Annotated in this window: 15 protein-coding genes and 1 pseudogene; 7 read left to right on the top strand and 9 right to left on the bottom strand. The window is 62.2% G+C overall.

All coding sequences use genetic code 11. The features are described 5' to 3' along the window. Positions 1 to 171 precede the first annotated feature (171 nt). Both FJW06_RS19920 and FJW06_RS19915 read right to left on the bottom strand, forming a co-directional pair. Complete coding sequence (locus tag FJW06_RS19920) at positions 172 to 2,301, bottom strand: ParB/RepB/Spo0J family partition protein (RefSeq protein WP_140753912.1); 2,130 nt, start codon at positions 2,299 to 2,301, stop codon at positions 172 to 174. Between the two features lie 136 nt (positions 2,302 to 2,437). Next, positions 2,438 to 3,403: a zincin-like metallopeptidase domain-containing protein gene (locus FJW06_RS19915; protein WP_140753911.1), complete on the bottom strand. Its 966-nt coding sequence runs from the start codon at positions 3,401 to 3,403 to the stop codon at positions 2,438 to 2,440. Between the two features lie 484 nt (positions 3,404 to 3,887). On the opposite strand from FJW06_RS19915, the pseudogene FJW06_RS19910 reads away from it, so the two are divergent. Next, positions 3,888 to 4,171: pseudogene (locus FJW06_RS19910) on the top strand (AlpA family phage regulatory protein). A 300-nt stretch (positions 4,172 to 4,471) separates the two neighbouring features. Further along, positions 4,472 to 5,278 carry a DUF2076 domain-containing protein gene (locus FJW06_RS19905; RefSeq protein WP_140753910.1) on the top strand — a complete coding sequence of 269 codons (807 nt, stop codon included), beginning with the start codon at positions 4,472 to 4,474 and terminating at the stop codon, positions 5,276 to 5,278. A gap of 498 nt (positions 5,279 to 5,776) precedes the next feature. On the opposite strand, the gene FJW06_RS19895 is transcribed toward FJW06_RS19905, so the two are convergent. The 3 genes from FJW06_RS19895 to FJW06_RS19885 all read right to left on the bottom strand — a co-directional run bounded on the left by FJW06_RS19895 (position 5,777) and on the right by FJW06_RS19885 (position 7,699). Then, positions 5,777 to 6,544: an NADH dehydrogenase ubiquinone Fe-S protein 4 gene (locus FJW06_RS19895; RefSeq protein ID WP_246674718.1), complete on the bottom strand. Its 768-nt coding sequence runs from the start codon at positions 6,542 to 6,544 to the stop codon at positions 5,777 to 5,779. Between the two features lie 62 nt (positions 6,545 to 6,606). Further along, the gene (locus FJW06_RS19890) at positions 6,607 to 7,119 is read right to left on the bottom strand and encodes an Hsp20/alpha crystallin family protein (RefSeq protein WP_140753907.1); all 513 of its coding nucleotides are present in this window, start codon (positions 7,117 to 7,119) and stop codon (positions 6,607 to 6,609) included. 106 nt (positions 7,120 to 7,225) lie between these two features. Next, positions 7,226 to 7,699, bottom strand: coding sequence for an Hsp20 family protein (locus FJW06_RS19885; protein WP_140753906.1), 474 nt, complete (start codon positions 7,697 to 7,699; stop codon positions 7,226 to 7,228). Positions 7,700 to 8,368: 669 nt separating this feature from the next. Here FJW06_RS19885 and ugpC point away from each other — a divergent pair. From ugpC to FJW06_RS19865, 4 genes are all read left to right on the top strand, one after another. Then, on the top strand, positions 8,369 to 9,445 hold the full coding sequence (gene ugpC / locus FJW06_RS19880) for a sn-glycerol-3-phosphate ABC transporter ATP-binding protein UgpC (RefSeq protein WP_140753905.1): 1,077 nt from the start codon (positions 8,369 to 8,371) through the stop codon (positions 9,443 to 9,445). 37 nt (positions 9,446 to 9,482) lie between these two features. Then, a complete protein-coding gene (locus FJW06_RS19875) occupies positions 9,483 to 10,808 on the top strand; it encodes an ABC transporter substrate-binding protein (RefSeq protein ID WP_140753904.1) in 1,326 nt (441 codons plus the stop codon). 98 nt (positions 10,809 to 10,906) lie between these two features. After that, a complete protein-coding gene (locus FJW06_RS19870) occupies positions 10,907 to 11,845 on the top strand; it encodes a sugar ABC transporter permease (protein ID WP_140753903.1) in 939 nt (312 codons plus the stop codon). A gap of 1 nt (position 11,846) precedes the next feature. Continuing rightward, on the top strand, positions 11,847 to 12,740 hold the full coding sequence (locus FJW06_RS19865; RefSeq protein ID WP_041002415.1) for a carbohydrate ABC transporter permease: 894 nt from the start codon (positions 11,847 to 11,849) through the stop codon (positions 12,738 to 12,740). A 543-nt stretch (positions 12,741 to 13,283) separates the two neighbouring features. On the opposite strand, the gene FJW06_RS19860 is transcribed toward FJW06_RS19865, so the two are convergent. Continuing rightward, positions 13,284 to 13,673: a toprim domain-containing protein gene (locus FJW06_RS19860; protein ID WP_246674723.1), complete on the bottom strand. Its 390-nt coding sequence runs from the start codon at positions 13,671 to 13,673 to the stop codon at positions 13,284 to 13,286. A 223-nt stretch (positions 13,674 to 13,896) separates the two neighbouring features. On the opposite strand from FJW06_RS19860, the gene FJW06_RS19855 reads away from it, so the two are divergent. Continuing rightward, positions 13,897 to 14,334: an SDR family oxidoreductase gene (locus FJW06_RS19855; protein WP_246674717.1), complete on the top strand. Its 438-nt coding sequence runs from the start codon at positions 13,897 to 13,899 to the stop codon at positions 14,332 to 14,334. 284 nt (positions 14,335 to 14,618) lie between these two features. On the opposite strand, the gene FJW06_RS19850 is transcribed toward FJW06_RS19855, so the two are convergent. Genes FJW06_RS19850 through FJW06_RS19840 form a run of 3 tightly spaced genes read right to left on the bottom strand, consistent with a single transcriptional unit; the run spans position 14,619 to position 17,369 of the window. Continuing rightward, complete coding sequence (locus tag FJW06_RS19850; RefSeq protein ID WP_140753901.1) at positions 14,619 to 15,710, bottom strand: ABC transporter ATP-binding protein; 1,092 nt, start codon at positions 15,708 to 15,710, stop codon at positions 14,619 to 14,621. Further along, positions 15,707 to 16,507, bottom strand: a complete 801-nt coding sequence (locus tag FJW06_RS19845; RefSeq protein WP_140753900.1) for an ABC transporter permease — start codon at positions 16,505 to 16,507, stop codon at positions 15,707 to 15,709. Before FJW06_RS19845 ends, FJW06_RS19850 begins: the two co-directional genes overlap by 4 nt. A gap of 1 nt (position 16,508) precedes the next feature. Then, entirely contained in the window at positions 16,509 to 17,369 is an 861-nt protein-coding gene (locus FJW06_RS19840; protein WP_140753899.1) for an ABC transporter permease, read from the bottom strand. Positions 17,370 to 17,412 lie beyond the last annotated feature (43 nt).

Here is a 17,412-nt window from a genome sequence, read left to right as displayed (position 1 = left end):
CAAAGCGTTCATCGGGAAGACCTCGGAGAGCGACAGTGGGAAAGCCCGCCAGCTCTCTCTGACCGCACGGGCTCAAACCCGCAGCGGCCGTACTTTCACTCTGGGTCCGTCCACAAAAAACGCCCGGCGCTCTGCGAGCGCCGGGCAATCAGTATCTGAAGCGGAGGATGCCTACTCGGCAGCGTGGAGCTGCTGTTCCTCTCCGTCGTCGGTCAACTCGTCTTGCTCCTCGCTCGCGAGGAATTCGGGCAGCGGCTCGCCCTCGTCGTCCAAGTTGGAGGCTGCTGCCTCACCCTCGAGATCTGCAAGCCGCAGCGGCTCGGGAAGCCATCCGCTGCCGGCAAGCAGTCGTTCCGCTTCCTTGGCCATGTCACCCTTTTTGAGGTGATCGATCAGCTGGGCAGCGCGGTCGCCCTCACCTTCCCGGACTGCCTCAAGGATACGCGCCTTGGTGACGCGACCGAGGTAGTTGCTGACAGTAGGCCGCCAACCGGCCTCAACCATGTCCAAGCCGAGCACGCGCGCAAGGTGGTCGGCTTCAGCAAGGCGCTGTTTGATGCCGTGCGCGGAGATGGCGCCATTGCCGTAGCGGTCGGCCCGTTCATAAAGGGCATTCACGCCGAGGGATGCGCAATGGGCGAACAGTTCAGCGCGTTCAGTGTCGGTGAGAGCTGTAAGCACGTCCCAAAGGTCGGCAACGTCGCCCGCCAGACGTGCCTCCCAGGCCTTGTGCCGCGCGTCGATCGATCGGGCATAGGCCGTATCGCGAAGGTCGGCAGACTGCGCCGGGAAGACGGTTCCGCGCACCGAAACTTCCATCGCGACGCCTTGCCCGCTGTGGCGGAAGAACGCGTCCCGGACGAACTTGTGAAGCACGGCAAGGAACGCCGTCGGCGGATCCGTCGCCAGTTTATCCCGAAGCGCCAGCGTGCGCTCTGCGGTCAATTCCGTGATCAATCGATCGGGCAATGGCTTGATGGCATCCTCGTCATCGTCCTGCGGCTCGGTCGACTGGCCACCGAGGGTGATGGTTGGCCGCTGTAGCGAACTCGTCATCGCTGGACCGTCTGATCCAGCGACGCCAGGGTCGATATCGGTCTCGGGTGCAACGGGAGCTTCGTCCTCGGGCTTCACATATCCGCGCTCGACGAGCAGCGACCCGTCAGCATCCACGCTGATGAAGACACCGGCGCGCGCCTTGTCCGCTGGGTCGAAGCGGACGGGACGCGCCTGCAGCGTCTCGATGGCGGTTTCAAGTTCGCCAAATCGCTGATCTACCACGCCCGGCAAGTCGTCGGCTTCTTCATACTCAGCCCGAAGTTTGTCGAACTCGTCGCGGAGTGCATCGAGCGTTGCCTGCTCTTCCTTCGAGAGGTCGACCGGCATGCCTTCCAGTACACGCAGGCCGTTCGCCGCCCCGTAGGGGAAACTCACCGCGACTTCGATCCATCTCCACCCCTCATTGGCGATCTCGTCGGCTATCATCTTAAGTTTCTCGCTAACGAGGCGATCAAGCAGTGGCACGTCCTGCAGCCAACCTCCATCATCCGACTGGAAGAGATCGCGCAGTACAACGCCGCCCGCCGCCTCGTAAGCGTCGATGCCCACGAAGACGGCCCGCTTGTCGGAAGCGCGTACTGTGTTCTCGGTCAGCATACGGCGGATTTGATATGGTTCCCTCGACCAGCTGTTCTTGATCGCTTCCCAGACCTGTTCCTGTCGAGCGTGGTCGTTGCTGACCGAAAATGCCTCGAGCTGGGCGATCGTCATGCCGTCGTCGGCATAGATGTCGAGGAGCGCCGGCGACACAGCGGTGAGCTTGAGGCGCTGCTTGACGACGTTGACCGAAATGAAGAAGGCGGACGCGATCTCCTCTTCCGACATGCCCTGTTCGCGCAGGTCCTTGAACGCTTGGAGCTGTTCCAGGGGATGAAGTGGCGCGCGGTCGATATTCTCGGCAAGCGAAATTTCCTCGGCGAGGACAGAGCTGGACGCGCTGCCGACGACGCAGGGAACCGGCGCGGTCTTGGCCAGCCGCTTCTGCTTTACAAGCATTTCAAGCGCACGGTAGCGGCGACCTCCAGCGGGTATTTCGAACATGCCGGTCTCGTTGCCATCGGCGTCGAGAACAGGACGAACATGGATGCTCTGGATAAGGCCGCGGCGCGCGATCGAGGCAGCCAGGTCCTCGATGGACACGCCGGACTTGATGCGCCGAACGTTCGTCTGGGCAAGCACCAGCTTGTTGAAAGGAATGTCGCGCGCGGACGACAAGGTGATCTTCTGAACGGCAGTGGTCATCTGGATTCTCCGCGACGAGCGCCGAGAGCCTCTCTCTCAGTCCTGAACCCGTCGCGAAAACCCTTCTGATCTCTCCCTCTTTCCCCAGCTGGGGTACCTCGCGCCGTGCGCTCGCGGGGGTTCTTCGGCAGCCGCATCATGCCGCCCTTCGGTGGGCACTCGGGCTGCCTTCGATCGGTCGCGCGCCCTCCTCAGGCAGATGGCCTAGAAGCCAGTCAGCCGCTCTGCTCGCCTGGCTGGCGGCGCGCACGACAGCGCGATTGTCGTCTCGCAAAACCTTGAGCCAGGAGCCGATGTAATCCGCATGTCGTACCGTTGGGACAATGCCGAGCGCGGCGCAGGCGAAGGCCGCGGTGATCTCGGCGACCAGTTCCTCAAACGCATATTTCTTGGTGCCGAAAGATCCGGAAAGATCACGGGCAAGCCGCGTTGCATGTCCGGTCGCGTGACCAAGTTCGTGCAGGGCCGTGCGATGCCAGTTGATCCGCTCGAAGAAGGCTTGCGGCGGAGGGACCTGAACATAATCTTGGGTTGGCATGTAATAGGCACTGTTTCCACCCACGTGGAACTCGATCGCGGTGGCCTCGATTAACGCCTCTACCCGCGGCTCAATGAGGCGATTGTCGGGCCGTGGAGACGAAGTCGCAATCTCCTCAGGCAGCCCGTCGCATTGATCGATATTGAAGACCGTGAAGCGCTTGAGAAAGGGAACCGCTTTAGCCTCCTCCTCGCCTGTGTCTCTTGCGCGCTTCTTGTCCGCGTCGGGGATAAAGCGATCAGCGTAGACGACAGCGGTACCGCGCTCGCCTTTGCGAACATTTCCGCCGAGCGACATGGCCTGGCGAAAGGTCAGCCAGCCCTGTGATGAAAATCCGTGTTCGACCACAGCGCCCCAAAGAATAAGCACATTGATCCCGCTGTACGCGCGGTCGGTGGAAGCGTTCCTTGGCAGTGACAGCGGGGCCTTGGCGGCATCGGTTCCCCAAGGCTGCACCCAAGGGACCCGGCCCGCCTCCAACTCGGCGACAATCTTGTTGGTGATTTCGTCATAGAGATTACTCCGGTCGACTCTGGCGCCGGCCCACTTGTTTCGATTCGACATCACAGCTTCTCCGCGACGGGCGCCGGAGGCCTCTCCTTCGACTCTCACCCGTCATGGAGAACCCGCCCCTTCTCTGCCTCTCGTCGGGAGAAAGGCGGCGCCTTTCTCCCGATCAAGCAAACAACGGCGTACAAAGCGGAAGCACCGAGATGTCCGCCAGCGGGACCAACTCAATTCGGTGCTGGAGAAAGTTCGTGGCCCTGAGACCGGTTTGACAGGGCGACCGTAGGAGCATCAGCATAGCGCCGCCTATCAGGCGGGATGCGGGACCGACAGCCCCCGGCGAAGGGCGCCGCATGAATTAGTTTCCTTACATTGATGAACCTTTGCGTCGGTAACACAGTAAACCTTGAGTGCAAGCGCTCCTACCGACCAATATGTGCGAGATTGCCGCCAAGAGTACTTCCGGCAGCTTTCTGTCGTTCCATCCTCGCGAACTCTCCGTTCAATGTCCGCAGCGCCATTAGGAGAGAGCTGCCCGATGATGACGAATACGAAAAACGCGATCACACGAACAATTCGCCGCACGCAACTGCATGAAATGGTGCCACTCGCCGACAGTACGATTTATGAGATGGGACAACGGGACAGTTCCCGCGCCGGTCCGCGCTCAGCCCCCGTTGCGTCGTTTGGCACCTGGCCGAGGTCGAAGCGTCGTTGCGGGCTCGCCGGACGGTACCTATCGGGCGCGCCAAAGCTCCTGATGTAAGTTTGCGAAAGACTTTTCCTGCCAAAGGGCTGGATCGGGCTCAAAGCCGGTCTTCGTAGGAGGTACGAGCACGACCGGCGTTTCCTTTCTTCAACCCCATGCCGCTACCATGTCTAACCATCGGTGCACCTGCAGCGCGCTAGTTATAGGTGCCGCTTAGGCCGCAGCAAGTGTGTTGGCCGGCAGATCAATAGTCGGGCATAAGGTTCAGTTGGCCCGTCGCTGAGCTGGCATCCGCAGCCGGATTTTCACGAGATGCAAGACCCAAGCCAGCATGCCTTGTACCCGCCATCTTCGCTCCCTAGGTCAAAGCTTGGCCCGCCAAGGCGTGGCAAACGCTTTCTACAGGAGCAAAGCTCATGACCCCGGAAGAGCGTCAGGTTATCACCGCCATCTTCGAACGGCTGAGGACCGCCGAAAACCATCCCCGTGATCCCGAAGCCGAAAGACTGATTGCCGACCTCGTCGCCAGGCAACCCTACGCCCCCTACGCCATGGCCCAATCGCTCTATGTCAGCGAGCAGGCCTTATTGAGGCTGAACAGCCGAATTAGCGAATTGGAGGCGCAACTCCAAGAGGCCCGATCAAAGCCGCAATCGGGCGGTTTTCTCTCGGGATTGTTCGGCGGCGATCCGCCGGAACCGCGACCCACAAGCCCCGGTTCCGGTTCCCAATATCCCCAGGGCCAGCCGGGATATGCACCCGACGCGCCCGCCTCTCCGGCCGGCTCCGGACGGCAAAGCGGCCCGTGGGGCGGCCAGGCACAGTCCGGTCCTTGGGGCGCCCCGGCCCAGGGCGGCGGCTTCCTACACAATGCCCTCACCACCGCCGCCGGCGTCGCTGGGGGCATGGTGGTGGCAAATGCCTTGAGCAGCGCCTTCTCGGGCCATGGGTGGGGTAGTCCGGGCCTGGGAGGGCTCGGAAGCGGGTTTGGCTCGCCGACCAACGATATCGTTGACCAGGCCTTTGCCGCGGGCGAGCGCACCGGCCGGGACGAAACATTGGCGCAACAGGATCAGCGCGACGATCAACAAGAGGACCAGCGCGAGCAGGACGAGCGCGACGACCAATATGCCGATGCCTCTGATGCTTCATTCGACGACAGCGACTCGTCATTCGAGGACGACAATTCGTCCGACGGTTTGGATTATTCGACCGACGTTTAGCGCGAGTCACGGCGCGGCCAATGTCGTCGCATCGCCGGCGTAGGAGATGCGTTATGTGCACTTGGACGAGGTCAGGCGTGGCTTGCGGCTCGTCATTCAAAACCAATTCCGCGCGCTCCGATCCCGGATGTGAGGCAACGCCGGATTCGGCCCATCAAAGAGCAGGGTCGGGCTCCAGAAGTGGCATCGACGGCGGTATGAGCGTTGGCACGTATTTCCTACCCTCCGCCCAAGCATCCACGATGTCCAGTACCAGATATGGAAGCGGATTCTCGTGTTCATCTTCGCTCTCGGCGTTTGATCCGTCGGGGACTATACGGGCGAAGGCGGCGCCGGTCCGTCTCGCATGTTGATCGGTTGACAGGTTGCAAATAGGAGCGGCACCGTCCGGAGGTGCGCGCCGGACTAGCCGATTCAGGTGTTGCTTCTCCCTTTGTCTTTCCTCAAATGGCGGTCGGGTGGGGTGGGACAGCAGCGCACTCCGCTGACGCGACCCGTTCACGCCGCCACCCTGGCAGGCATGCGGCCCGAACCGGCAGCCATCGGTTCCGGCTCGAGCGCAAGCAGCGCAACCCCGACCTCATCGAGGCGCGAGGGCCGCCGGTTCTCCGGCATGCCTTCGGCCGTGGCGAGGTCGACCAGATATTCGTTCCACGCCCAATTCTTCAGCACCGCGCGTTTGTCGTCGACCGTCAGCAGCGCGTCGGCGACGACGTCAGCGGGCGCTGCATAGACCACCTCCGGTTCCAGCAGCGCGGCATCGAAGCGCGGGTTCGCTGCAATACCTTTCGCCTGGCAGTGCAACGCCCACCAGCCGAGCCGCGTCAGCACGAGGTCAGCTTCCGGATAATCGATTTCGGCCGTCGGCACTCCAGCTGTTTGCAGCGACTGCTCCGCTGTCTGTGGCGCGCCCTGCACGACATAAGTGAGACCCTGGCGCTCTGCATAGGCAACCGCGGACTCCAGCGTGGCGAAGGCGAGCTCGATCTGAGGCAGCGTGTCGGCGCTACCGGTGTAGCCCATCAGCGGCTCGATGAACGGCTTCGTCCGTCGTTCGAAAACGAGCCGCCAGCCCTTGCTGCGGGCAGGGCCCGAGGTCGTGACCGACCGGCTCGGCTGGAAAATGTGGGCGACCGCGTCCGGCGGAAAGACGGATCGCCTTTCGCCCGACACGCGGCGGCGGCTGTCGTTGACTGGAACCGTGAGGACGGCCCCGTCGGTTGGCGTATCGCCCCTGCTTTCCTGCAGCTCCAAACCTTGTTTCACGATCATCCCTCCCGAATGGCCAGGGACGGCGACGGGGCCAAGCCCCGTCGCAGGTCCATGCGTCAGCCGTTGATCGCAATGCGCTTCACTTTCGACTGAGCCTTCGCGCTCTTCGGCAGTGTCACGGTGAGCACGCCGTTCTTGAACGAAGCGGCGACCTTATCCTGCTCGACTTCGCAGCGGAGCGGGATGCGGCGCTCGAAACGGCCGTAGAACCGCTCCGAGAAATGCCGATCCTTGTCCTCGGTTTCAGAGCGCTTCTCACCGCGAAGCGTCAGCACGTCGCTGTCGAGCAGCACTTCCACGTCCTTTTCCTCGAGGCCGGGCACCTCGGCGGTCACCTTGACCTCCTTTTCGGTGTCCGAGATCTCGACACTCGGCCAGCTGCCGTTGAGCCCATTGAACGAACTCAGTGAACCGAACGAGCCGAACCGCGAGTCGAAGCTGCGAAAGACGTCGTCGAAGAGCTTGTTCACTTCGCGATGCAGCGACAGGAAGGGATTCTGTTCGCCGTCGCGATACACGGTCGGAGCCTGATTGCTGCGGCCCCAGGGAATGAGTTCACGCATGTTCATCTGTTCATCTCCTAGTTTCCTTGCTGCCTTTGCCCGTTGGTCGAGCGATACTTGCCCGCCCGCCGGGCCTGCGGCCCGGCGCTCTCCCCGTTCGCCCTGTCGGCGATCAGGCTGCTTGCTTCTCGGCTTCGATCTGCTGAGGCTTGGCCGCGTCGGGTCTGGCCGTCGTGATCGCGATGCGGCGCGGCCTCATCGCCTCCGGCAGCTCGCGCTTCACCTCGATGGTCAGTAGGCCGTTTTCGAGTGTGGCATTGGCGACCTTGACGAAGTCGGCCAGCTCGAACCTGCGGCGGAACTGACGCGCAGCAATGCCATGATGCAGGAACTCACCGCTTTCGCCGCTCGCCTTCTGGCCCGTCACGGTGAGCATGTTGTGCTCCTGCGTGATGTCGAGCTCATTATGAGTGAAGCCGGCCACCGCCATTGTGATGCGGTAGTCGTCCTCGCCGGTCTTGACGATGTCGTAGGGCGGCCAGTTGTCATTGGCCGTAACACGGCTCGCATTCTCGAGTACGTCGAAAATTCGGTCGAAGCCGATGCTCGACCGGAACATTGGGGTTAAGTCGAGGTTCGTCCTCATAGCCACATTCTCCGTTTGAGCAACATGGGTACAAGGAGGCGCCAAGAGCGCTCGGCGCCTCCTGGACAGTGCCGGCCCCCACCAGGGCAGCCGGCGATTATTGATTTAGAACAGCGACTTACGGTTTCAAGAGGTGTCTGCGAGATCGGGCCGCTTTCCCGTCCCAACCCATTCACGGGCTTCATTCCTGCCCTGTCCGCTTCACAAAGGCGGCCTGAGTCCTTGGGCTTACCTTCAGCCATCTGGAAAGCAGGACTTCGCCGGCGGCATTCCGCACGAAGGGGCGTATCCTCTTTGCCGTCCAGTGACCGATCTCGGACAAGCTCTTTATGGGAAAGACAACGCAGGTGGCCTGACGCTCGAAGCCAAGCTGGTATGGCATTCGACCGAGGATCACTAGATCAGGAACTCGAGCGCTTCATGGCCAAGCGGATTACCCCAAGAATCATCAAGGTGAAGGCAAGCTATTTGTCGCTGATCTCCCACCCATGCTCGGTGCTGCTTTACAGGCGGATGTGGTAGCGCTACCGTTTCACAGTCGCGTGACCCGGGGGGAGCTGGGCAAATGTCGCCGACGCCAGTGGTGGGTGCTTGCCGGCATCCGTTTCAGCCACACCTTGATTGGAACGGCTCCCCGCGGGATTCGCAGGGACCATCGGGAGGAGTTCGATGGCGTCTGTCGCGATTGGCGATGTCTACAAATCGTTCGGGGCCACCCAGATCCTGCATGGCGTCAGCGTCGATATCAACGACGGTGAGTTTGTCACTCTGGTCGGGCCCTCGGGCTGCGGAAAATCAACCCTTCTCAGGATGATTGCGGGCCTGGAAAAAATCTCCCAGGGCCATATCTCGATCGGCAGCCGTATCGTCAACGACGTTGCGCCGAAGGAGCGCGACGTCGCCATGGTCTTCCAGAATTACGCGCTCTACCCGCATATGACAGTTGCAGAGAACATGGCGTTCTCGCTCATGCTCAAGGGCGTTCCGAAGGCTGAAAGCGATGCCGGGGTGAAGCGGGCCGCCGAAATCCTCGGGCTGGTGCCGCTTCTGTCGCGCTATCCCCGCCAGCTTTCGGGCGGCCAGCGCCAACGCGTCGCGATGGGCCGAGCAATCGTACGCAATCCGCAGGTGTTCCTCTTCGACGAGCCGCTCAGCAATCTCGACGCCAAGCTGAGGGTCCAGATGCGGGCGGAAATCAAGGAACTGCACCAGCGGCTGAAGACGACAACTGTCTATGTCACCCACGACCAGATCGAGGCCATGACCATGGCAGACAAGATCGTGGTCATGCATGACGGCCTCGTCGAGCAGATCGGACCGCCGCTCGAGCTCTACGACCGGCCGAACAACCTGTTCGTGGCAAGCTTTATCGGCTCGCCCGCCATGAACCTGCTCAAGGGCGCGTTCGCCAATGATGGCCTACCGTCGTTCCGGGGCGCGGGAGGCATTTCCGTGCCTTTGCCAAAGCCGCCCTCCATCGGCAACGGCGAAGCCATGGTGCTCGGAGTACGACCCGAGCATCTGCGGCTGGCCGAAGACGGCATTCCGGTCGAGGTGGCGGTGATCGAGCCGACCGGCTCGGAAGTGCAGATCATCGGCCGGACCGCCGGCGGGGAGGACATCGTCGCCAATTTCCGCGAGCGCCATTCCTTCGCGCCGGGAGAAACCATTCGGCTGTCGGTCGACCCCGGCCCGATTCACCTCTTCCACGGCGAAACCGGCAAACGAATCCAAGCGGCGCGATAAAGAGCAGGCAACGACAGAGCAACAGGAGGAAACGAGTATGAAGTTCACCAGACGCGATGTAATCCGCACGACCGCAGCCGCGGCGGCCGGAGCCCTGGGCAGCCGCTTCGCCGGCTCGAGCGCTTTCGCCCAGGAAGGCCTGACGTACAAGCCCGAGGAAGGTGCCAAGCTCAGGCTGCTGCGCTGGTCGCCCTTCGTGCAAGGCGACGAGGACCAGTGGCTGAAGAACACCAAGCGGTTCACCGACGCGACGGGCGTGGAGGTTCGCATCGACAAGGAAAGCTGGGAAGACATCCGTCCCAAGGCGGCGGTCGCCGCCAATGTCGGGTCCGGCCCCGACCTGATGTTCGTCTGGTTCGACGATCCGCACCAATACCCCGACAAGCTGCTCGATGTGACGGAATTGGGTGATTATCTCGGCAAGAAGTATGGCGGCTGGTACGACGGCCCGAAACAATATGCCACGCGCGAGAGCAAGTTCATCGGCTTGCCGCTGGCCACCATCGGCAATGCCATCGTGTACCGCGAAAGCTGGGTCAAGGAGGCAGGCTTCTCCGAATTTCCCAAGGACACGGCCGGTTTCCTGGAACTTTGCAAGGCGTTGAAGGCGAAAGGCCATCCCGCCGGCTTCACCCATGGCCACGGGGTTGGCGACGGCAACAATTACGCGCATTGGCTGCTCTGGAGCCACGGCGGCCAGATGGTCGACGAAACCGGCAAGGTCACGATCAACAGTCCGGAGACGCTGAAGGCAATCCAGTATGCGCAGGAGCTCTATAAGACCTTCATCCCCGGCACCGAAAGCTGGCTCGACGTCAACAACAACCGCGCGTTCCTGGCCGGGGAAGTGAGCGTGATCGCCAACGGCATCTCGGTCTACAACACAGCAAAGGTCAACAAGGACAACGACCCGAAGCTGGCCGAGATCGCCAAGGATATCCGCACAACCAACATGCCGATCGGGCCGGTCGGGAAATCGGTCGAGCTGTTCCAGGTGACCACGGCTGTCATCTTCAACTACACGCCCTATCCCAATGCCGCCAAAGCCTATTTGCAGTTCATGTTCGAGGACCCGCAAATGTCCGACTGGATCACTTCGTCGGCGGCCTATTGCTGCCAGACCCTGAAAGCCTTCGACAACAACCCGGTCTGGAAGGCCGACCCCAACAATGCGGCCTACGCGAAAGCGTCGGCGACGCTACGCCCCAACGGCTATGCCGGGCCGCTCGGCTATGCATCCGCCGCGACAATGGCCGATTACGTGCTGGTGGACATGTTCGCCAAGGCGGTGACGGGCCAGGCGACGCCGCAGGAAGCGATGGAAGAGGCGGAAAAACGCGCCAACCGCTATTACCGCGTCTGATCCTGGCGCAGTTGAAGCAGGCTGACCGCGCTTTGCGGGCTTACGCAAGCCGAGCGCGGTCAGCCACAGTTCCACCCGCATAGCAAGGAGCTCGCGCCATGGCCGTGCCGTCCGTTGCCGTTAAGTCGCGCCCGTCGATCCTGTCCCGGCTCGCCGAGAGCAGGAACGCTCTCGGCTTCGGCTTCATGCTGCCGGCGGCGGCGCTGCTCCTGGTCTTTCTTACCTATCCGCTCGGGCTCGGCGTCTGGCTCGGCTTCACCGACACACGCATTGGCCGACCGGGCATCTTCATCGGCCTCGAGAACTACGAATATCTGTGGAGCGACAGCGTCTTCTGGCTCTCGGTGTTCAATACGCTGCTCTACACGGTCAGCGCTTCGATCCTAAAATTCGTGCTCGGCCTCTGGCTGGCTCTGATTCTCAACGAGAAGCTGCCCTTCAAATCGTTCTTCCGCGCAATCGTGCTACTACCATGGGTCGTGCCGACGGTGCTCTCGGCCATCGCCTTCTGGTGGATCTACGACTCGCAGTTTTCGATCCTGTCCTGGGCGTTGCAGCAGATGGGCCTGATCGACCACCGCATCAATTTTCTTGGTGACCCGACCAATGCGCGCGCCTCGGTCATCGCGGCCAATGTTTGGCGCGGAATTCCCTTCGTCGCCATCACGCTGCTTGCCGGACTGCAGACCATTCCGCAATCGCTCTACGAGGCCGCCACGCTCGACGGCGCCAGCCGCTGGCAGTTGTTCCGCTACGTGACCCTGCCGTTGCTGACGCCGATCGTAGCCATCACGATGACGTTTTCGGTACTGTTCACCTTCACCGATTTCCAGCTGATCTACGTGCTGACCCGCGGCGGCCCGGTGAACGCCACGCATCTGATGGCGACATTGTCCTTCCAGCGCGGTATTGCGGGCGGCCAACTGGGCGAAGGCGCGGCAATCGCGGTCGCCATGATTCCTTTCCTGCTGGCTGCGATCCTGTTCAGCTATTTCGGGCTGCAACGGCGCAGATGGCAGCAAGGCGGCGGAGACTGACATGGCCGCGATCAAGGAAGTCGAGCGCCTGGAGACCGACGAAGGCGGCATGGGCTATCTGCAAAGCCTTCCGCGGCGGGTGGTGACGGTCTATCTGCCGCTGCTCGTGTTTCTGATCGTCCTCCTGTTTCCCTTCTACTGGATGACGATCACGGCGGTTAAGCCCAATCTCGAGATGACCGACTATGTGAACTACAATCCGCTCTGGGTCGTGCATCCGACGCTGGAGCACATTCGCTATTTGCTGTTCGAGACCTCCTATCCAGGTTGGTTGCTCAATACGATCATCATTTCGACCGCCGCTACTTTCCTGTCGCTGGCGGCTGCCGTGCTTGCTGCCTATGCGATCGAGCGGCTGAGGTTTTCAGGGGCACGGCAGGTTGGCCTCGCCGTGTTCCTCGCTTATCTCGTGCCGCCCTCTATCCTGTTCATTCCGTTGTCGGTGATGGTGTTCAATCTCGGCCTTTACGACACGCCGTTCGCGCTGATCCTCACCTATCCGACCTTCCTCGTCCCGTTCTGCACCTGGCTTCTGATGGGCTACTTCCGCTCGATCCCCTTCGAGTTGGAGGAATGCGCGCTCATCGATGGCGCGAGCCGCTGGCAGATCCTCACCAAGATCGTGCTGCCGCTGTCGGTGCCCGGCCTGATCTCGGCTGGCATCTTCGCCTTCACCTTGTCCTGGAACGAGTTCATCTATGCGCTGACCTTCATCCAGTCTTCCGAGAAGAAGACGGTACCGGTCGGCGTGCTCACCGAACTCGTTCGCTCCGACGTCTACGAATGGGGCGCGCTCATGGCCGGCGCACTGATCGGGTCGCTGCCGGTGGTGGTGCTGTATTCCTTCTTCGTCGAGCACTACGTTTCCTCGATGACGGGCGCAGTGAAGGAATGACGGCCGGGCGACCGGGAGCTTGGCGCTGGCCAAGCGGATGATCGTGTCGTCGCCCGAAAAGGAAGGGAAGCAGAACGTTCGTGTGCGATTTTTCCACACGGCCCCCAGCAACAATTTGATTTTATGTATTCATCTGCCCAGCCGATCATGGGTGCGTAGATCCGGTCTAGATCTGATTCACTGTTTCGGATAGGAGCCCGTGACGAGTGATCTGTCTCGCACAAAGCTCCTTCTCGCTATCTGCATCGCTGCCGCCGTAACCGTCCGGCTGCCTCGGCTCTGCGCAGTCGATGCGACGGGCGAATGAGCCGGACGTACTCGACATGTAAGGAGGGTGGGACCGGAGCCCCGCCCTCGACGTTCATCCGAGAGCTGCCATCTGCAGTTCGGCCGCCTTGCGGTCGACGGATTGGCCGGGGAAGATAGCGTCATGGGAGGCTCCCGGCCTTATGCGGGCCGGAGCGCGGTTCATCCCCTATGGATCAACCATCTTCTTCGGCCCTTCCGGACCCCTCCCCGCGGCCGCCTCTCCGCCCGGGCGGGTCAAGGGCCGGCGCGAGCGGGCGAAGTTTCACCCTTGAGGCGACCGGCGGGCATGCGGCAGCCGCCTCCTTCCATTTCTCGTGCTTCCACTTTCATTCTCAGATCGGCGTTCCAGTCATCTGCTACGGGTCGAAGGCGATCACCGCAGCACCGAGCCTGCTCCCTCAATCCGAGCAGGCGGTCGGCGTAGATCTCGCCCTGTTTGTTGTTGTCGGTAGCCGCGACGAGCTCAACACCCGGTCTGGCGGCAAGCGCGCGGAGCGCCGCATCGGTTGCCGGCGACCAGCCGCTCCCGGTGCTGAGATAGAATGCCGACCTTCTCGGCCTCTCCGTCGGGAGAGCCCACTGCTCTCCCGACCAATGTGAAAAGGGCGCACAAAGTGGAGGCACCGAAATGTCCGTAAGCGCAAACAAGTCAGTTCGGTGCTGGGAGCAGGTTCGTGGGCCTGAGACCGGTTCAACAGGGCGGCCGAAGGAGCATCAGCATCGCGCCGCCGCAAGGCGGGATGCGGGACCGACAGCCCCCGGCGAAGGGCGCCATATGAAACGACCAATCCGGTTCTGCAATACTGGGCTCGATGTGATTGATGCCACAATGAAAATCGAGTGAGAAATGCCGCGGGATCGTGCGTCAAGAAGTCAATGTGACGTGTCGCAAGCCCGCGATGTCAAAGCTGCGCTGGACAAGACAGTAGAGGCGTTCGGTCGTCTCGACTTCACCTTCAATAATGCCGGCGTCGAACACGGGATGCTCGCCGTCGCGGATATCACGGAGGAGGAGTTCGATGGGATCATTGACACCGATCTTCGCGGCGCTTTCCGCTGTATGAAGCACGAGATCCCGATGCGTGGGCCGCCCAGCATCCCCGAAGGAGATCGCCGGGGCCGCCGTACGGCTCTGCTCGGATGCCGCCGCCTTCGTCGTGGGGCACGCCCTGGTCATGGACGGCGGCCAAACGGCCCAGCAGGAGGGCCGCTGCCAGAGGGTACGCATGGCAACGGAATGCTCGTCAGCAGGTTGGCGTCCCGCCCTCTCGCTAGGGTGAGTTAAGGCCGGGGATCAATACACAAATCGAGCGCGAAGGCGTGCGCGCACCGACTGCAAGAGCGTCGAAGGTCCTCCCACTGGACCAGGCGTCCGAAAGGCTGGGACCCAAATGGCTGTGCTCGACAATGGCGACAGCGCTAGCTCGCTGTCGAGCTGTTGTGGAGGCCGCCATCGTAGCAGAAGCGCTTGATGTGCTCCAAGGCGCTTCTTGCACACTCCACCTTGGCCACGGTTGGCCTCGAGGCGCGTCAAGCGATCCGTCTCGAGGGCGGTTCCGTCTCGCCGGGTCATGCCCCCTGCTCGGCCGGAAACAGAAATGCCGCCGCGGGATCGAAGAAGATTTGGCGGCCCGCAACGGCACCGACGTTGCTCCGGTCGGTCGAGTCCGAAATCGGCCTGGCATCGATCTCGTCGCCCCACCCGGTGCGGACCACGACGCGCCGGCGGTCACCAAAAAAGGCCATGTCGACGATCTCGACCGTGAGCGATGCGTTCCCCTCGACAGGCCTCATGCGGAATGCTTCCGGCCGCACCATCAGCCTAGCCTTCTGGCCGCGTTCAAGCTTGTGCGTCGCCTTCACGCCCTTGACAATCGAGCCGTCGGCCAGCCGCACGCTCGCCGTGCCATTCTCGCTTTCCAGATGCTCGGCTGCGAGGAAATTCGAGTTGCCGATGAAGCCGGCGACAAATTCGGTTGCCGGCCTGAGGTAAAGGTCCTCGCCGGTGCCGATCTGTTCGATGCGGCCGTCGCGGAACAGCGCGATCCTGTCCGACAAATGCAGCGCTTCTTCCTGGTCGTGGGTGACATAAAGGACAGTGACGCCGGTCTCGCGATGGATACGGCGGATCTCGGCTTGGATTTCCTCGCGCAGTTTCTTGTCAAGCGCCGACAGCGGCTCGTCCATCAGAAGGATGGGTGGATCGTAGGCCAGCGCGCGAGCGAGCGCGACGCGCTGCTGCTGGCCCCCCGAAAGCGCGGCGGGCAGACGCTCTGCGAAGCTTTCCAGCCGCACCAGCGAAAGCATGTCGGCGACCTTGCGCTTGACGTCGGCCTCCGGCCGGCGCCGGACGCGAAGCGGGAAGGCGACGTTTTCGGCGACGCTGAGATGCGGGAACAGCGTGTAGCGCTGAAAGACCATGCCGATGTTGCGCTTGTGCGAAGGCACCGAAAGCAATGACTTGCCCTGTAGGAGCACGTCGCCGGAGGTTGGATCCTGGAAGCCGGCGATGGCATAGAGCGTCGTCGATTTGCCCGAGCCCGATGGCCCAAGGAAGGTCAGGAACTCGCCCTTCGGAATATCCAGTGTCACATCATGAACAGCGGTAAAGGCACCGAAAGCCTTGCGCAATTTGCGGATCGAGAGAAAGAGTTGGGTCATGTCTGCAGCTTTCGGCGCAAGAGTGCCGTCACGATCATCAGGGCCAGCGTGAGCGCGACCAGCAGACTGGAGGCGGCGGCGATGACGGGGGTAAGGTCGGAGCGGAGGCTGCCCCAGATCTTGACCGGCAATGTCTGCAAGGTGGGGCTTGCCATGAAGATCGCCACCACCACCTCATCCCAGGAGGCCAAGAAGGAAAAGATGGCGGCGGAGAAGACCCCGATGCGGATCGACGGCAGGGTGATGCGAAGCTTGGCCTCGAGCGGGCTGGCGCCGCAAACTATCGCCGCGTCCTCGATCGACTTGTCGAAGCCTTCCAGTGCAGTCGCGATCGGAATCATGGCAAAGGGCAGCGCCAGCACAGTATGAGCAATGACGAAGCCGATAGTGGTGCCGCCCAACCCCAGGCGCAGGAAGAAGGCGTAGATGGCGATGGCGAAAACAACCACCGGCAGCACCATTGGCGTGAGCAGCAGCCCGCGCAGCACCTCGCGGCCGCGGAACTGACCGCGCACCAACGCGAAGGAGGCAAGCAGGCCGATGACGACGGCCAGGATTGCCGTCGTCGTGGCGATGCGCGCGCTGGTCAGCGCCGCCTCGATCCAGGACGGATCGGCGAACAGCTCCTGATACCATCTCAGCGTCCAACCGGGTGGTGGGAAGGCCAGCCAGCGCGACGAGCCGAAGGATAGCAGCACGATAAAAATCACGGGCAGCAGCAGGAAGGCGGCGGCCAGCGCCGTGAAGGCGAGCAGCGCGACCTTCAACCAGCCGAGACGGTCATAGTCGAGCAGCATCTCAGGCGCCTCCCGTCGAGCGTCGCACGCCGACGAGGCGCAGTTGCAGCGCGTAGAGCGCCATGGTGACGACGAGCAGGATGAAGGCGGCAGCGCTCCCCAGTCCCCAATTGAGCAGCGACTGGATCATCTGCGCGATCATTTCGGCGAGCATCATGTTCGACGTACCGCCGAGCAGCGCAGGCGTCACGAAATAACCGAGGGACATGACAAAGACCATCAGCCCGCCGGCGGCTATGCCGGGAAGCGAAAGGGGCAGAAGGATGCGGCGGAAGGCGGCTAGCGGGCTCGCGCCGCAAAGCGCGGCCGCGCGCAAGGTCATTGGATCGATCGCGCGCAAGGTGCCGACCAACGGCAAGATCATGAAGGGCAGCATGATGTAGACCATGCCGATGGTGACGCCGGTCAGATTGTTGATGAGCGGCAGTGGCTGATCGATGATGCCGGCGCCCATCAGCGTCCGGTTGATGACGCCGGTGCGTTGCAAGAGCACCATCCAGGCATAGGTGCGGGTCAACAGGTTCGTCCACATCGACAGGATGATGATGCCGAACAGGACCGAGGCGAGTGTGGCCGGCATGATCGCCAGCATCCAGGCGACCGGGAAGGCGACGAGCACGGTGACAATAGTGACGACCAATGCGACGAGGAAGGTGTTGAAGAACACCCGTGCGTAGGTGACGTCGCCGAGCAGTGCCGCATAATTCTGCAGGCCCGGAGCGGGATCGGTGACGCTGCGCAGCAAAAGCGCCAGCACCGGCACCACGAAAAACAATCCGATCAGGATCAATGCCGGCAGCAGGCCGCCGAGGCCTGCCGGTATTCGGAGGGGTGCGATCCCTTGCTTTGCTTCCACCGACATGGCGGTTTTCCCGGATTGCCGGTCGGGACGGCCAGTGCCGCCC

The organism is Mesorhizobium sp. B4-1-3 (assembly GCF_006439355.1).
In the GTDB taxonomy this organism is placed as follows: domain Bacteria; phylum Pseudomonadota; class Alphaproteobacteria; order Rhizobiales; family Rhizobiaceae; genus Mesorhizobium.
Note: the sequence above shows the minus strand (reverse complement) of the source record. Positions and strands in the feature narration are given on the sequence as shown.

Bases quoted from the DNA above. Each gene is read 5' to 3' on its own strand.
- FJW06_RS19890 (WP_140753907.1), bottom strand. From the start codon at position 7,119: ATGAACATGCGTGAACTCATTCCCTGGGGCCGCAGCAATCAGGCTCCG.
- FJW06_RS19840 (WP_140753899.1), bottom strand. From the start codon at position 17,369: ATGTCGGTGGAAGCAAAGCAAGGGATCGCACCCCTCCGAATACCGGCA.
- FJW06_RS19870 (WP_140753903.1), top strand. From the start codon at position 10,907: ATGGCCGTGCCGTCCGTTGCCGTTAAGTCGCGCCCGTCGATCCTGTCC.
- ugpC (WP_140753905.1), top strand. From the start codon at position 8,369: ATGGCGTCTGTCGCGATTGGCGATGTCTACAAATCGTTCGGGGCCACC.
- FJW06_RS19885 (WP_140753906.1), bottom strand. From the start codon at position 7,699: ATGAGGACGAACCTCGACTTAACCCCAATGTTCCGGTCGAGCATCGGC.
- FJW06_RS19845 (WP_140753900.1), bottom strand. From the start codon at position 16,507: ATGCTGCTCGACTATGACCGTCTCGGCTGGTTGAAGGTCGCGCTGCTC.
- FJW06_RS19905 (WP_140753910.1), top strand. From the start codon at position 4,472: ATGACCCCGGAAGAGCGTCAGGTTATCACCGCCATCTTCGAACGGCTG.
- FJW06_RS19855 (WP_246674717.1), top strand. From the start codon at position 13,897: ATGCCGCGGGATCGTGCGTCAAGAAGTCAATGTGACGTGTCGCAAGCC.
- FJW06_RS19920 (WP_140753912.1), bottom strand. From the start codon at position 2,301: ATGACCACTGCCGTTCAGAAGATCACCTTGTCGTCCGCGCGCGACATT.
- FJW06_RS19875 (WP_140753904.1), top strand. From the start codon at position 9,483: ATGAAGTTCACCAGACGCGATGTAATCCGCACGACCGCAGCCGCGGCG.
- FJW06_RS19915 (WP_140753911.1), bottom strand. From the start codon at position 3,403: ATGTCGAATCGAAACAAGTGGGCCGGCGCCAGAGTCGACCGGAGTAAT.
- FJW06_RS19865 (WP_041002415.1), top strand. From the start codon at position 11,847: ATGGCCGCGATCAAGGAAGTCGAGCGCCTGGAGACCGACGAAGGCGGC.
- FJW06_RS19850 (WP_140753901.1), bottom strand. From the start codon at position 15,710: ATGACCCAACTCTTTCTCTCGATCCGCAAATTGCGCAAGGCTTTCGGT.